Below are 14,892 nucleotides of genomic sequence, written 5' to 3'. Positions count from 1 at the left end.
CGACGATAAGTAAGACTCTCCAATTCTCTTAATGGTTATTAATTTAATAGGACTTTATTGGAAATAAAGTTTTTGGGGTTGGAAATTGTTTTGTAGCGCGGCTCCGCCGCGCTACAAAACAATTTCCGATAAGGTCTGATGGTCAATTTAACCAAACCCGCCCGACGCCAGTAGTACCAGTTTTGGGAATTAACACTACAGATGAGATCCGTACCGAGTGCTGGGTGCTAAGGGATATTGAGATTCTTCCTACTCCTCCGACCCTGCTACTCTCCCACCCTCCTACCCCTATTTCCCACCCGCCACATCAATAAACGTACCAGTCGTATACGACGCATCCGCCGACAGCAACCACAGGATTGCCTTGGCGACTTCGCTGGCCTGACCGCCGCGCTTCATCGGCACAAATTCTTTAACTCGCTCCACCCGATTCGGTTCACCCCCGCTGGCGTGAATATCGGTGTAAATAAAACCGGGCCGGACTGCATTGACGCGAATCCCTTCATCGGCCACTTCTTTGGCGAGTCCAATCGTCAGGGTATCAATGGCTCCTTTGGAGGCGGCATAGTCCACATATTCTCCCGGAGAGCCTAAGCGAGACGCAACCGATGAAACATTGACAATTGCGCCACCACTGCCGCCCCGTTTGGTAGACATTCGTTTAATCGCTTCTCTGGCACACAAAAAACTGCCCGTAATATTGGCAGCAAAAATCCGGTTTAGTCGCGCCGCATCGATCTCTTCAACCCGAATTTGCTGTTCCAAAATGCCCGCATTATTGACCAGAGCCGTGACCGTTCCCAACTGTTTATCTACGGTTTCAAATAGGCGCATTACATCAGTTTCAGCCGCTACATCAGCCGCGATCGCAATTGCTTTGCCGCCCATCTGTTGAATGGAATTAACAACACGATTGGCTGCTTCCTGATTACGGAGATAGTTCACACAAACCGCATATCCTTGCTCAGCCGCTAGATAAGCCGTAGCTGCACCAATGCCGCGACTTCCGCCTGTAACAATTAGGACTTTATCCATTCGTCATAATACCTTCAGGCTCTTAGTTTGATGTAGAGAAGATGTTTGCCGGACAACAAGCATTGCGAACAAGTATCAGCCAAGGCTTTCAGTAAGTAGATAAATCCCTTGATCGAATCATCTTCATATCGTTGACTGAGAGAAATTTTTTCAAACAGTTTGATGTACTGCTCAGGGGTGAGCTGACGGCGATCGCGATAGATTGAGCCAGCACATTGAAGAAACTCAATATCGCTTGTTTCCTGATAGTGCTGCGGCAAGTTTTTAAATCCTGCCAAAGTTTCTGCTTTGACAACATCTAACGAGACTTGTGCTGATTTGATATCTCTCGGTTCAAGATAGGCAACTTCTGACTGCAAAAAATCGAGGCCGCTTTCCTGATAGTGTTCGCAAATGTAGCGAATGACGTATAGGTAATACCAATTTGTGGAAAACGACTGTCGTAGCGTACCGTTGTCATCCCAAGTTTTTAATTCTTCAAACGCGAAACCTGATAAGGCTGCATTCGGATCCTGAATATCTGCTAAGCCTGGATCAGGTTCAACAGGCATAAATAAAATTGGCGTTCCGGATGTCATAAGATGGTTTACTTCTGAGCCTGAACTACCTGTAAACTGCCGCCCGCATGTAGATCTGAGCGAGTAATTTTAAATCCTACCTGTTCTAAAAGTTGCGGCAAATTGCTGTTAATTAGCTTCCAGGCCGTTTCCGTTTCAAATAGCCACATGAATGTTGCTAACCCAGGCCAGAAAATTGGATTGGTCGGCTTGTGCAGGTCAATCAGCGCAAAATATCCGCCCGGACGCAGCACTCGATAGACTTCCCGCAGAATTTGCTGGAGCTGATCTGGCTGCATTTCGTGCAGCGCAACGCTGGTATGCACCACGTCAAACTCCTGATCAGCAAAGGGCAAATCCTCTGCCCAGCCTTCCACATAGTTCGCTGCGGGCACATTGTGCTGAGCCCGCTGAATCGATTTCGGGGACGCATCGAGACCCGTAACCTGTTGCGATCGCATCACCAAAAACTGAGTGGTTTGTCCACTGCCGCAGCAGAGGTCTAGCACCTTCGTTTCGGCCTCAATCGGTAACTCGCGTAACGCCAACTGCCGAAATCGGGCTTCTCCACCAACGCTGAGAGCCGACAAGCGAGAAATCCCGTCATAGAGCCATTGATAGCGATAGCTTAAATCGCGCAGGATAGTTGCCATAGGGGTAGACCAGTCGGTTTGATTTAGAATGGTAAATCTGAGTAAAACAGTACACCGTTGAGCCATGATTGTCGTTGCGGCGTTTTATAAATTTGTCCATCTGCCTGATTTTGCCGATCAACAGCAGCGGATCCAGACCCTATGTTGCGATCGCAACATTCGCGGCACAATTCTGCTGGCGGAAGAAGGGATCAACGGCACGATTGCGGGTACTCGCGCCGATATTGACGCTGTATTTGATACGCTGCGACAGGATTCACGGCTCGCTGATCTCTCACCACAGGAGTCTTATAGCGATGAGCAGCCGTTTGGCCGGATGAAAGTGAAGCTTAAGTCTGAGATTGTCACGCTGGGTAAGCCGGATATCAATCCAACCTGCCAGGTTGGTGAATACGTTGATCCGCAGGAGTGGAACCAGCTAATTACCAGTCCAGATACGCTGGTGATCGACACGCGCAACGAGTTTGAAGTCCGCATGGGCACGTTCAAAGGAGCGCAAAATCCAAATACAAAATCGTTTCGCCAGTTTCCCGACTATGTGCAGCAGTCTCTTAAGCCAAATAGCGATCGCAAAGTGGCCATGTTCTGCACGGGCGGCATTCGCTGCGAGAAGGCCACGGCCTATTTACTTAGTCAAGGATTTGAAGAGGTCTACCACCTGAAAGGCGGCATCCTGCGCTATTTAGAAGAAGTGCCACCGGAAGAAAGCCTGTGGGAAGGTGACTGTTTCGTTTTTGACGAACGAATTGCTGTTACCCACGGCTTGGCTCCAGTACCCGACTATGAGTTCTGCGAAATCTGTGGCAATCCCCTGAATGAGCACGATAAAGCCTCACCTGACTTTGAGGTTGGTGTGAAGTGTCCTTACTGTCCACGTGGTTAGCTAGTCATGGTGTGTAAGAAGTGAGGAGCAGGGGAGCAAGGGAGAATCAGGAGCAAGGGGGAAAGGGAGCTTTATTGTTAGCGTTTGAGTTTGGGGGGAATGAGTATGAGCGGGAGACGTTCTTGCTAGCTATTTTATTTGGTTTGCGAAATGGGTATGTCAAATAGATTGTGTCAAAGGTAAAAACTCAAGTTGGAAAGCGATCGCTGAATTCAATCGCGAAGCGGTTGAGAGCGGGTTTCCAGTCGCGAATGGGCATGGTCCACTTTTTGGCAATATTTTGAATTGCCAAGTAGATAACTTTTAGGGCAGATTCATCGGTTGGAAAAGCTCGGTGGTTTTTAATCACCTTTCTAAGAGTCATATTCATCGATTCAATCGCATTGGTCGTATAGATTGCTTTACGAATCTCCGGTGAAAAAGCAAAGAAGGGAATAATCCGCTGCCAATGATGAAGCCAAGACCTGCTAATGGTTGGATATTGCTGGTCCCACTGCTCGGCAAACTCAACTAAGCGCTGCTCTGCTTCAGTCTCAGTGCTGGCCGTGTAAATCAGCTTGAGGTCTGCTGCAACCGCCTTACGGTCTTTGTAGGACACATAGCGGAGTGAATTTCGTACCATGTGAACAATGCACAACTGCACCTGGGTTTGAGCAAAGACCGCTTCAATGGCATCGGGAAAGCCAGTGAGGCCATCACAGCAAGCGATGAAGATGTCTTTGAGACCCCTATTTTGCAGCTCTGTGAGCACTTGAAGCCAAAATTTGGCAGACTCGTTCTGGGTCATCCACATCCCCAAGAGTTCTTTGGTGCCAGACAAGTTAACCCCAAGCGCCAAGTGAATCGCTTTGTTGATCACCCGCCCGTCTTGTCTGACTTTGACCACGATGGCATCAAAATAGACGATGGGATAAACCGGGTCGAGCGCGCGATTTTGCCAAATTTTACGCTCCGTTTCAACCGCATCCGTGACGTTCGAGATCAGCCCGGCTGAGACCTCAACGCCATACAGGTCTTGCAGTTGAGCCTGAATGTCACGGGTACTCATGCCCCTGGCATAGAGGGACAAGATCTTGTCATCAAAGCCCTCGAAGCGGGTCTGCCCCTTCTTGACGATGATGGGTTCAAACTCACTGTTGCGGTCACGGGGAACATTGATTTGAGCTTCTCCAAACTCCCCTTTGATGGTCTTCTTGCTGTGGCCGTTGCGGCGGTTACGAGTTGGCTTGACGTCGCTTTCAGGCTCCGCCTGTTGCTCGTCCAGATGGGTTTTCATTTCCGCATTCAAGCAGCGTTCCACCAAAGCCGCCGTGAGCTGCTTAAGAATCCCTCCATCCCCCAGCAGGTCTTCGGGATTCTGATAGCCTTTAAGCAATTCATCCAGGAGTTCAGGTCGAAAAGTCATAGTACGAGTCTCTTAGGTTCAATAGTTCATTAGATCTCATCTCTGACCTTTGACACAATCTAATTTACAATCCCTGCGAAATGAGGCTTATGCCCCTCCTGATCCCCTGCTCCCTTTCTCCCCTACTCCCTTTCTCCCCTACTCCCTTTCTCCCCGCTCCCCAAACTCTACCCTCTAGCACGTCACCCTCTCTCTTGCGATAGGCAGCAGCTAGGGACAATTTTTTTACGATCTGGGAATTGATTGGACAGTCATTTTCCCTATGCAAACTTACGATGTCGTCATTATTGGCGCGGGTCATAACGGCCTAGTCTGCGCAGCGTATCTGCTTAAAGCAGGATATAAAGTTTTGCTGCTCGAAAAACGTTCCATTCCAGGTGGTGCAGCAACTACTGAGGAAGCATTACCCGAAGAAGCCCCTGGCTTTAAGTTCAATCTGTGCGCTATTGATCACGAATTTATCCATCTTGGCCCAGTGGTAAAAGAACTGGAGTTGGAGAAGTACGGTCTAGAGTATCTCTTCTGCGATCCAGTGGTCTTTTGTCCCCATCCCGATGGCAAGTATTTCCTAGGTCATCGCTCTCTAGAGAAAACCTGTGCTGAAATTGCTCGCTATAGCGATCGCGATGCTCAAAAATATCGCGAGTATATGCAATTTTGGGATCGGTTGATTCAGGCGATTACTCCCATTTTCAATGCGCCGCCCAAGTCCATTGTGGATATGGCGGGCAACTATGGCCTGCACAATATCCAGGATTTGTTGTCAGTACTGGGCGGGATCGATCAATCATTGGACTTGGTGCGTACGATGCTGACCAGTCCCAAAGATTCACTCAATGAGTGGTTTGATTCTGAATTTCTTAAAGCGCCGTTAGCTCGGCTCGCGTCTGAACTTGGCGCGACTCCGTCTCAGAAAACGCTGGCCATCGGCGGCATGATGATGGCGCTGCGACACAATCCCGGTATGGCCCGCCCTCGTGGCGGTACAGGGGCATTAACGGATGCTCTCGTTCGCTTAGTCAAAGCAGAAGGCGGCACCATTCTCTGCGACCAGACGGTAGAGAAAGTGCTGATTGACGATAAGGGTCGAGCCATTGGTGTTCGGGTGCTCAATGGTGAAGAGTACCGGGCCAAGCATGGCGTGATCTCGAATATCGACGTGCAGCGGCTGTTCTTACAGATGCTCGATCCGGCTGATGTAGATGCGATCGCACCTAAACTAGGCGAACGAGTTGAACGGCGGATCGTCAACAACAACGATGGCATCGTGAAAATTGACTGCGCCCTCTCCGAAGCACCCCGCTTTGAAAATTACAACCATCGCGACGAATATCTAATCGGTTCAGTCCTGATCGCCGATTCGATGCACCAGATTGAAATGGCCCACAGCCTGCCGGAAATGGGTCAAATTCCGGATGACGATCCCTCAATCTATGTCGTTGTGCCAACCATGCTCGATCCGTCAATGGCTCCCGATGGTCAACATACGCTGTGGATCGAGTTTTTTGCTCCCTATCAAATTCACGGAGCAGAAGGCACGGGCAAATACGGCACGGGCTGGACGGATGAGCTGAAAAACAAAGTTGCCGATCGGGTGATCGACAAGCTAGCAGATTATGCGCCCAATGTAAAAAACGCCATCATCGCTCGGCGAGTAGAAAGCCCAGCCGACCTGACTGAACGGCTAGGCGTCTACAAGGGTAACCACTATCACATTGATATGACGCTAGATCAAATGGTCTTTTTCCGACCCCTGCCCGAAATCGCTAATTACAAAACCCCGATTGAGGGACTCTTTCTCACAGGGGCAGGAACCCATCCCGGTGGCGCAATTTCCGGAATGCCCGGTCGCAACTGTGCCCGCGTCTTTCTAAAGCGCCAAGAACCCATCAAGCAAAACGTCAAAGAAGTCGGCGACTGGCTACAGTCGATCATGAAGTCATCGGTCTAGTCTGCGTATAAGAACCCAATTTATTTTTTGTGAAACGTTTGCTCCGCAAACGTTTCACAAAAAATAAATCATGGGTTTTCAACCAGACTTGGTATAAACCTGAGTTACTGTGCCTGAGGAGGCAATTATGGCCAATACTGAGTTTCGGCAAGAACCCGATAGAACGAGAGTTCCATATCCTAATCTGCCGCCCATCATTGAAAGTCGAGAGACCGAATATCGCGGTACTGGCGTGACCAGCTCCGTAAATATATTGGGTCATCCCATTCATCCCATTATCGTAATTTTTCCAGTTGCCTTTCTCAGTGGCGCAGCAGGCACGGATTTAGGTTACTGGCTGACGCAAGATCCGTTTTGGGTGCGCGCCTCTATGTGGCTGATTGGTCTAGGCGCATTGGCTGGCATCTTAGCCGGTCTGATTGGAATGGTGGACTTTGTCCGTATTCCTCGTGTCCGCCACCGTACAGCAGGTTGGGCGCACATGGCTGCTAATATTGCAGCGCTAGTGCTGTCGCTAATCAACTTTGGTTTACGGCTAAACAATCCCGCAGAATCGATTCTCCCCGGTGGACTAACGCTGTCTCTAATTGTGGCGGGCTTGCTGCTGGTTGGCGGCTGGTTTGGCGGCGAACTAACGTTTCGGCATAAAGTGGGCGTGATTGGCCCAAGTGAAACAAAAGTCTCTTCATAGGATTTTGTATTCCTAAAGCATGAGGCCGTCGCAATGCGACGGCCTCATGCTTTTAGTTCTGATTTGGATTAGGCGACATCTTTTCGCTGGACAGCCCAAAAAATACCAGCGCTGCCGGGCGCTCTAAGCTGACAGGCCGGACACTCACAGGTGGCTCCTCCATCAACAATCTTGAGATATTGAATTTCGGCGTGGATCGAGGCTTCGCTAACTGGCAGACCCAGCATTTTCTTAATATGAGATTCTAGCGGGCGACAAGCTCGCCTTGCGTAGCTCTGATCTCCTCGTTGGGAGTAAATGATGTAATCTGAAAGCCAGTTGTTGTTCATGTGAGGCACATTCTTAGGCGACTTCGCATCCTCCCAAGGGTCAACCAAACTATGCCTTGAGACAGATGTAAAGTAATAATGCCCTAAAACATATGGTTTTGTTACATCGGATTTAACCAAAATTTAATTTTATCCGAAGGAAAGTCGCAGTTAGCTCAAAAGACTTGTAACGTTTTTGTGACTCGCGAGGCCGTGCCACAAAAACGTCCTCACCAGTATGACTATGGTCAAGAAATAGAAGAAGCGCCCTTAAAGGGCGCTTCTATGCAGGTGATGAGCGTACTACTTTTTATTGGAATGGAATTAGATTAACCGAACCGACCGCTGACATAGTTGCGGGTCGATTCCTCACGCGGCTGCTGGAAAATCTGCTCGGTAGGGCCATATTCGACCAAATAACCACTCCGCTTGCCCTCGTCTGTGGCCTCGGCATTGAAAAAAGCTGTCACATCTGCAACGCGGGTGGCCTGCTGCATGTTGTGCGTCACAATGATGATCGTGTACTCCTGCTTCAGCTCAGCAATTAAATCTTCAATTTTCAGCGTCGAAATTGGGTCAAGCGACGAACAGGGTTCATCCATCAGCACCACATCGGGTTCAACTGAAATGGCTCTGGCAATGCATAAGCGCTGCTGCTGTCCGCCGGAAAGAGACAGACCGTTTTCACCTAGCTTGTCTTTCACCTCGTCCCAGAGCGCGGCCTGTCGAAGTGATTTCTCAACCAGTTCATCCATGTCAACCTTTTTGCCTGTTACGCGTGAACCGTAGGCGATGTTATTGTAAATCGATTTGGGAAACGGGTTGGGCTGCTGGAACACCATGCCAATCCGGCGACGTACGGCCACCGGATCGACTTTGTCGCCATAAAGATTTTGGCCGTGATAATACACGGTGCCATCGGCGTGGAAGCTGGGAATCAGGTCATTCAGCCGATTGAAGCAGCGGATTAATGTACTCTTGCCACAGCCAGAAGGGCCAATGAATGCTGTGACTTGGCGAGCTGGAATCTCCATATTCACATCGCGAACGGCGAGAAAATCGCCATAGTAAATATTGAGGTTTTGGGTGCGAAATACGGTTTCCACCTGATTGGGACGTGAGGATGGATTTTCTAGATATTCAGTAGAGTTCATGGTGCTGCTAGTAAAACAAGGTGATTGGCAAATTTAGACTGATGTTTGATTGAGCTGGACTTTGTTTTTCGGGTTGGGGCTGTTCAGGGGAGTAGGGAGTAGGGAGTAGGGAGTAGGGAGTAGGGAGTAGGGAGTAGGTAGGGGGCAAGGGAGCTGGGGGGCAGGGGAGAATGTGGTAGTTAAGAGTTCCAGAAAATTGGTATTAGTAGACGCTTCTGCGAGCGGCCCAGCGTGACAAAATGCTGGTTAATAGAACCAGTGCTACCAAGACCAGTGAGGCAGCCCAGGCTAGTTCGCGCTGATTTTCGTAGGGCACCGCTGCAAAGTTGTAAACGAGAACAGAAAGCGTCGCGATCGGTTCAAATAGGCTTTCTGTCCAGTACTGAGCGAATAGAGCGGTAAAGATCAGCGGTGCCGTTTCGCCTGCCGCTCGCGCTACGGCCAGCGTCAATCCAGTTGCGATCGCAGGTAGGGCAGCGGGTAAAACCACTCGCATGACGGTCTGAAACTTGGAGGCTCCCATGCCGACGGAGGCCCAGCGTACCTGTTTGGGCACGATTTGCAGCGACTCATCGGTGGTGCGGACAATGATTGGCAGCATTAGTACTGCTAGTGCCGCTCCACCTGCGATCGCAGAATAGCCAAACACGGGGACAACCAGCAGACTGTAGACCAGCACCCCAGCTAGAATTGACGGTACGCCGCTGAGTACGTTGGTTGCAAAGCGAATCCAGCGTACAAGATGACCTGAGCTGAACTCTGCTAGATAAATGGCAGCCATCACACCTAAAGGGACGCTGATCAAAGCCCCAATGCCGACTACCATCAGCGTTCCAACGAAGGCATTGGCAAAGCCTCCTTCGCCCGCAAAGGGAGGTGGCGGTAGCTGGGTAAACGCGTCTACGTCTAAACGACTGATGCCTTGCACTAAAACATAGGCAATGACCAGAAACAGTGGGATGAGTGCAATGACGAGACACAGTCCTGATAGAACCGTCCAGGCTGCTTCCGCAAAGGTTTCTCGCGGTTTACCCGTTTTGAAAATGCCGTATTCATCTGACCGTGCGGCACGATGGTTATTTGACTGAACATTAGATGACATAAGCGTTTGATTCCTGTTGCTAGTACGGCTTCACCTTACGAATGATCAATTCAGCTAGAACATTGACAATCAGCGTCATCAAAAACAGGACGAGCGCCGCATACATCAAGGCCGCTACCTGTAGTCCACTAGCTTCTGCAAACTGATTGGCGAGTAGGGAAGCAATGGTGTTGCCCGGAGCCAGAATAGAAAAATTGAGGTTGTTGGAATTACCAACCAGCAGCGTTACGGCCATCGTTTCACCTAAGGCCCGTCCGAGTGCCAGCATGGTGCCACCGACAATTCCAGAGAAAGCGGCTGGAATGAGTACCCGAAAGATGGTTGTCCAGCGAGTTGCCCCTAGTCCGAGAGAAGCCTGTCGCAAATTCGGCGGCAAAGAGGCCAAGGAATCACGTGAAATTGCCGTCACAATCGGCAAAATCATGATTACCAAAATGATGCCTGCTGGAAATAATCCAGGGCCAATATAGGGCGTTTGAAATAAGAAGAACCAGCCAAAGTTATCGTGTAGCCAAGCACCAATTGGATCGAGAAACGGAATCAGCACATAAATGCCCCACAAACCGTAGACAATGCTTGGAATTGCAGCTAGTAATTCCACCATAAAAACCAGCGGCGCACGAACTTTGGGCGGTATAAAATCTTCGCTAAGAAAAATAGCTGTACCGACTCCCAGGGGCACTGCAAATAAAAGCGCAATCAAGGAACTCATCAACGTTCCATAGATCATGGGTAGCGCCCCATATTCGCTGTTCACTGGGTCCCAATCGCTGGTGTATAAGAAGCGGACACCATATTCCTGAATAGCAGGCCAAGCATCAATTGCTGTTTGAACGCCAATTAAAACCAGAATGCCTGCAATTGCGATCGCAAATAGACGCGTCGCCAAAATGAAGCCGCGATCGATCCAAACGGATTGATCGGAGCGAGGAGGAATTGCTGTTTGTGATCGTTGTATGTGTCCTGCCATTTGCTTGTCGTAGTTGTTGCCATCTGTGTGTGCTCGTGCGCTCGTGCGATGCGATCTGCAACCTGAAAATTTGGTGATGATGTGCTGGGTTTTAAAGCTTGGGTGCGCGATCGCGTAGTCAGAGAATTTCAGCCAAATATCATTGGCTCAGCATTAATAATTCAAAAAATCAAAACTTAAAAATTTCCAAATTCAAAAATTTCGAAATCAACGATTCGAAAGAAGTTGCCTAAACACAAACGACAATAAAGGAATTAAGTAAAGAAGAAATTAACAAGCATTCAATATCTATCGATAGGTAGAAGTAATCTCACAGATAAATGACAGTGCTAAATGCAGTTCTAGTAATCAAATCGCATTCAAATTGGCAGGATATAGTAGCTATGGCGTTGATGAATTAGTTTCTAGGTGCTGACGGTAATTAACATAGAATTATTACCGTATGCTTTAGCAAATGATTGATTACCTGCTTTAATCTTGTAACTCACGTTGGATATTTCAAGCTGCTTTATTCAAAGCGAATTTGGACTTGCATAACTGTATATGGACATTCATTCAAAGCTGTTTTGATGTCTTTGCTACAAAAAATGCTGATTTTGCATTTATTCAGCTCATGGATCACTTGACCAACAAATTAAGCTATAAAATTATTGATTAATTAATTTGATTAGTAAATTCATCTAATTTCCAACCTCAGCAGGTTTCGACGAGAATTTGCTGTCTACTCAATATCCATCGAAAGAAGTAGAGAGCAGTATATGAATTTCAAGAATCTTGATTTAGATATCGATTGCTAATGCAATATTTCTGCCGACTTTTTTATTAAACTCTTCTTTACATCAGCTCAATACTGTTTTTAGGAGACGTAGTAGAAACGGATTGAGCCCATGTCATTACTTGCTAAATTTCGTCCTCAGAAAAAAACGCTGACCACAGCGGCAACTGTTTCTTTAATTGCCGTGGGTATGGTTGCCTGTGCAAACTCAGAACCATCTGGAACTGATACAGGAGATGCAACTGATGGCAGTGAAGATGTTGCAGCAAATAGTGGCGCTACAGAAGAGGACTTCGACCTTACATTAAATGGTGCTGGAGCATCCTTCCCCGCACCGCTGTATCAAACCTGGTTTTCGCAAATCCAAAATGAGTATCCGGGACTGCAAATCAACTACCAATCCGTTGGTAGCGGTGCAGGCGTTGAGCAATATCTGGCTGGAACGGTAGATTTTGGAGCTTCTGATGCGCCCTTAACGGAAGAAGAGAGACAGCAGTTTGTCAATCAGTATGGTACTGATCCGGTGCAGGTGCCAATGACCGGCGGACTAGCTGTTTTCGCTTACAACTTAGAAGGTGTTGACGATCTTCAGCTTTCCCGAGAAGCGTACTGTGGGATCGTCACGGGTGACGTTACGACCTGGGATGCTCCAGCTATTGCCGAAGCCAATCCTGACGCGGATTTACCAAGCGAGCCAATCACCTTTGTGCATCGTTCCGACGGCAGCGGCACCACCTTCTTGTTCACCAACCACATTCAGGCCGCTTGTCCCAACTGGCAGGGTGGCGCAGCCAAGACGGTTGACTGGCCAGTTGGTGTGGGTGCCAAAGGTAACGAAGGAATTGCGGCTCAAATTCAGCAAACCGCAGGTTCCATTGGCTACGTTGAGTACACCTATGCCAGCGAAAATGATATCTCGACTGCCGCTTTAGAAAATCAGGCTGGAAACTACGTTGAGCCATCACCTGACGCAGGCGCTCAAGTGCTGGAAGGCGCTGAAGTTCCTCAAGATTTTGCGCTAGTGATTCCTGATCCAGAAGGCGATCAAGCTTACCCCATCGTTGGTCTAACCTGGATTCTGCTTTATCCTCAGTATGACTCCCAGGAAAAGGCAAACGCGGTTCAAACGATGGTGGATTGGGCTTTAAACAACGGTGGCGAAGCTGCTCAACAACTTGGTTATATTCCTTTACAAGGTGATGTAGAGGAACGGGTGAAGAGCGCTGTTGAAGAGCAAGTCAAAGTTAACTAATACTGAATCTAGCTAGAAAGAACCCAAATTATTTTTCATAGAAGTCAGGCATAGCAAGACTTCTATGAAAAATAAAAACTGGTTTCTATCAGCAGGTTTCGGATAACTCGGGTTTGGGCTGGCGATCAATTGAATCCGTCAAAGGGGTGTACGGTCAAAGATTGAACCAGCTCAACAGCGGCATCAGTTGTTGCTGATATGGCTGGTGCCGTTTCATAGCAATCCTTAAACTTGAAGCTGGGGATCAACGTCCAGATGGCATAGCTCTGCTGTTCACGGAGATGTTGATCCCTTTTTTATAGCGACTTTAATAACCACAGATAACCACAGCTATGACGAAAGCCGCATGACCCGACGGTACTGGGGTTCAACGCTGTCTTTACTAGGTGAGGAGCGCTCAACTTGCCACTGGCTCTGCTCAAACATGGCCTGCTTCAGCTGATTCACATCAATAGTTTGCACGTGCTTATTGGCAACAACTTGACGGCCATTAACCCAGACCGAATCAACAACCTGACGCGGACTACCCATGACCAGGAGGCCAATCGGATCAGTACGCGGCAGCAGCGATAGATCGGTCAAATCGTACAAAACGAAATCAGCCTGTTGTCCAACTTCTAGTAAACCCCGATCGTGAGCCTGGTCTAAACCTTTCGCGCCACCGAGGGACGCCATTTGAATGGCTTCGCGGGGTTTAATCCACTGACGGTATTCAAAGTCAGTCGTGTTGTGGATCATGGTGCCGACTTTGATCACTTCCAGCAGATCTTGACCGTCACTGCTGGCCGTGCCGTCGCAGCCGAAGGTAACGTTGACGCCAGCCTGACGGTATTTCAGCACGGGCGCAATGCCGCTGCCTAACCGTAGATTGCTCAAAGGGTTATGAACTGCCGTCGATTGGGTGGCCGCCATAATCTCAATATCGTTATCATTCAGCCAGACGCAATGGGCGAGAGATGTGCGTGGCCCCAAAAAACCGATGTTTTTCAGGTATTCAACAGCGCTACAGCCATATTTCTCATAGGCCAGCATTTGCTGCGCTTTGGTTTCCAGCAGATGGGCATGGCGGCGCAGGTCGTAGCGATCGCTAAGTTCAATGCAGCCCTTAAACAGCTCATCTGAACAAAGCTGTGTACCCGTCGGAGCCACCATGATGTGAATGTCATCCTCTGGCGCATGGAAACGCGCGATCGCATCTTGCATCATGGCCAGCACCTCTTGAGTGGACTGCTCAAACGGTGCGTGGGTTTGGGGCGTATCACCCGAGGGAATGCCCCGCGTCAGGGTTTCATCTTGGATCAGGGGGCCAACGAAGGCGCGAATGCCGACTTCGCGATAGGCGCGGACGGCAGCTTCAATCGTGGCGATTTCCTGACCGGGAATCAGCACCAAGTGATCCACAACGGTTGTGCCACCCGACAGTAGGGTTTCCACAGCGGTACCCAGGGCGCTGAGATAAATTTGCTCTGGGTCAAGCGGCGCAAAATCGTAGAGTTCTGCCAGCCAGAGTTCTAGCGGTAGCGGCCCAATCAGTCCCCGCTGCCACATTTCGGATGAGTGGGTGTGGGCGTTGACAAAGCCCGGTAATACAAGCTTGTTGGTGGCGTCAATGACTGTACCAAGCGGCTGGAGTTGGGGTGCGATCGCAGCAATACGACCCTGGGCGATCTGAATATCTGTCGTGTCGTAGCCGTCATCAACGGCAATTAATACGTTCTGAATGGTATAGTCCACAAACCTGTTCCCTTACGATATCGAACCTGCATCAAACCTGAACCTGTCCTGTTCAAGCTTGCCCAAACTCAGAAGTGGAATTTGAATTCTTTATAGTCTGCCATCAAGTCTAATGTCCTTAGGGTATTCCATGAACTTTTTGGGAATGCATATAGCCCATTCGTCTTTCACAAGCCTGATTTTGAAGCGTTGGAAACCTAATTTGGCGGAAAAATTGCTATTAAGCCGCTGAATCTGTCTATATTGTTATTTTCCTTGAATTTTCGTGCTTATACAGCGTCTTTCTTATTTAAGGATTCACTACCCTTCTGGTTGCTTATACATTGACTCAAGACAATCGTAGACGTTGGTATTTTCAATACCTAAATCTCAGCCGCCTATCCTCCATTTGGGCGATACCCCTTATTCTCAGTAAGACACTA

The 14,892-nt window shown here is 48.8% G+C and carries 13 protein-coding genes; 4 read left to right on the top strand and 9 right to left on the bottom strand.

Going from position 1 to position 14,892, the window contains the following annotated elements; all coding sequences use genetic code 11:
• Positions 1-288: 288 nt before the first annotated feature.
• The 3 genes from AC286M_RS18270 to AC286M_RS18260 are packed head-to-tail and all read right to left on the bottom strand — an operon-like array spanning position 289 to position 2,245.
• Positions 289-1,035, bottom strand: a complete 747-nt coding sequence (locus tag AC286M_RS18270; RefSeq protein WP_488205747.1) for an SDR family oxidoreductase — start codon at positions 1,033-1,035, stop codon at positions 289-291.
• Positions 1,036-1,049: 14 nt separating this feature from the next.
• The gene (locus AC286M_RS18265; RefSeq protein WP_488205746.1) at positions 1,050-1,613 is read right to left on the bottom strand and encodes a hypothetical protein; all 564 of its coding nucleotides are present in this window, start codon (positions 1,611-1,613) and stop codon (positions 1,050-1,052) included.
• An 8-nt stretch (positions 1,614-1,621) separates the two neighbouring features.
• On the bottom strand, positions 1,622-2,245 hold the full coding sequence (locus AC286M_RS18260) for a class I SAM-dependent methyltransferase (RefSeq protein ID WP_488205745.1): 624 nt from the start codon (positions 2,243-2,245) through the stop codon (positions 1,622-1,624).
• 64 nt (positions 2,246-2,309) lie between these two features.
• Here AC286M_RS18260 and trhO point away from each other — a divergent pair, with 64 nt between their 5' ends.
• Entirely contained in the window at positions 2,310-3,128 is an 819-nt protein-coding gene (gene trhO, locus AC286M_RS18255; protein WP_488205744.1) for an oxygen-dependent tRNA uridine(34) hydroxylase TrhO, read from the top strand.
• Positions 3,129-3,315: 187 nt separating this feature from the next.
• On the opposite strand, the gene AC286M_RS18250 is transcribed toward trhO, so the two are convergent.
• Positions 3,316-4,533, bottom strand: coding sequence for an IS256 family transposase (locus AC286M_RS18250; protein WP_488202914.1), 1,218 nt, complete (start codon positions 4,531-4,533; stop codon positions 3,316-3,318).
• Between the two features lie 262 nt (positions 4,534-4,795).
• Here AC286M_RS18250 and crtO point away from each other — a divergent pair, with 262 nt between their 5' ends.
• Positions 4,796-6,484, top strand: a complete 1,689-nt coding sequence (crtO, locus tag AC286M_RS18245) for a beta-carotene ketolase CrtO (RefSeq protein WP_488205743.1) — start codon at positions 4,796-4,798, stop codon at positions 6,482-6,484.
• A gap of 127 nt (positions 6,485-6,611) precedes the next feature.
• A complete protein-coding gene (locus tag AC286M_RS18240) occupies positions 6,612-7,175 on the top strand; it encodes a DUF2231 domain-containing protein (protein ID WP_488205742.1) in 564 nt (187 codons plus the stop codon).
• 68 nt (positions 7,176-7,243) lie between these two features.
• Here AC286M_RS18240 and AC286M_RS18235 read toward each other — a convergent pair whose 3' ends face one another.
• The 4 genes from AC286M_RS18235 to pstC form a co-directional block, all read right to left on the bottom strand.
• Positions 7,244-7,504 carry a hypothetical protein gene (locus tag AC286M_RS18235; protein WP_488205741.1) on the bottom strand — a complete coding sequence of 87 codons (261 nt, stop codon included), beginning with the start codon at positions 7,502-7,504 and terminating at the stop codon, positions 7,244-7,246.
• A 308-nt stretch (positions 7,505-7,812) separates the two neighbouring features.
• Complete coding sequence (gene pstB, locus AC286M_RS18230) at positions 7,813-8,637, bottom strand: phosphate ABC transporter ATP-binding protein PstB (RefSeq protein WP_488205740.1); 825 nt, start codon at positions 8,635-8,637, stop codon at positions 7,813-7,815.
• A 202-nt stretch (positions 8,638-8,839) separates the two neighbouring features.
• Positions 8,840-9,739, bottom strand: coding sequence for a phosphate ABC transporter permease PstA (gene pstA, locus AC286M_RS18225; RefSeq protein WP_488205739.1), 900 nt, complete (start codon positions 9,737-9,739; stop codon positions 8,840-8,842).
• 19 nt (positions 9,740-9,758) lie between these two features.
• Positions 9,759-10,709: a phosphate ABC transporter permease subunit PstC gene (pstC, locus tag AC286M_RS18220; protein ID WP_488205738.1), complete on the bottom strand. Its 951-nt coding sequence runs from the start codon at positions 10,707-10,709 to the stop codon at positions 9,759-9,761.
• Between the two features lie 887 nt (positions 10,710-11,596).
• Between pstC and pstS the strand changes: the two genes are divergently transcribed.
• Positions 11,597-12,736: a phosphate ABC transporter substrate-binding protein PstS gene (pstS, locus tag AC286M_RS18215; protein WP_488205737.1), complete on the top strand. Its 1,140-nt coding sequence runs from the start codon at positions 11,597-11,599 to the stop codon at positions 12,734-12,736.
• Between the two features lie 330 nt (positions 12,737-13,066).
• On the opposite strand, the gene AC286M_RS18210 is transcribed toward pstS, so the two are convergent.
• Complete coding sequence (locus AC286M_RS18210; RefSeq protein ID WP_488205736.1) at positions 13,067-14,470, bottom strand: amidohydrolase; 1,404 nt, start codon at positions 14,468-14,470, stop codon at positions 13,067-13,069.
• Positions 14,471-14,892: the final 422 nt, after the last annotated feature.

This window comes from Thainema salinarum CENA647 (genome assembly GCF_057732415.1).
The sequence above is the reverse complement of the archived record's forward strand: the minus strand, read 5'-3'. Positions and strand labels throughout refer to the sequence as shown.

Bases quoted from the DNA above. Each gene is read 5' to 3' on its own strand.
- crtO (WP_488205743.1), top strand. From the start codon at position 4,796: ATGCAAACTTACGATGTCGTCATTATTGGCGCGGGTCATAACGGCCTA.
- pstB (WP_488205740.1), bottom strand. From the start codon at position 8,637: ATGAACTCTACTGAATATCTAGAAAATCCATCCTCACGTCCCAATCAG.
- AC286M_RS18235 (WP_488205741.1), bottom strand. From the start codon at position 7,504: ATGAACAACAACTGGCTTTCAGATTACATCATTTACTCCCAACGAGGA.
- AC286M_RS18260 (WP_488205745.1), bottom strand. From the start codon at position 2,245: ATGGCAACTATCCTGCGCGATTTAAGCTATCGCTATCAATGGCTCTAT.
- AC286M_RS18240 (WP_488205742.1), top strand. From the start codon at position 6,612: ATGGCCAATACTGAGTTTCGGCAAGAACCCGATAGAACGAGAGTTCCA.
- trhO (WP_488205744.1), top strand. From the start codon at position 2,310: ATGATTGTCGTTGCGGCGTTTTATAAATTTGTCCATCTGCCTGATTTT.
- AC286M_RS18250 (WP_488202914.1), bottom strand. From the start codon at position 4,533: ATGACTTTTCGACCTGAACTCCTGGATGAATTGCTTAAAGGCTATCAG.
- pstS (WP_488205737.1), top strand. From the start codon at position 11,597: ATGTCATTACTTGCTAAATTTCGTCCTCAGAAAAAAACGCTGACCACA.
- AC286M_RS18270 (WP_488205747.1), bottom strand. From the start codon at position 1,035: ATGGATAAAGTCCTAATTGTTACAGGCGGAAGTCGCGGCATTGGTGCA.
- pstC (WP_488205738.1), bottom strand. From the start codon at position 10,709: ATGGCAGGACACATACAACGATCACAAACAGCAATTCCTCCTCGCTCC.
- AC286M_RS18265 (WP_488205746.1), bottom strand. From the start codon at position 1,613: ATGACATCCGGAACGCCAATTTTATTTATGCCTGTTGAACCTGATCCA.
- pstA (WP_488205739.1), bottom strand. From the start codon at position 9,739: ATGTCATCTAATGTTCAGTCAAATAACCATCGTGCCGCACGGTCAGAT.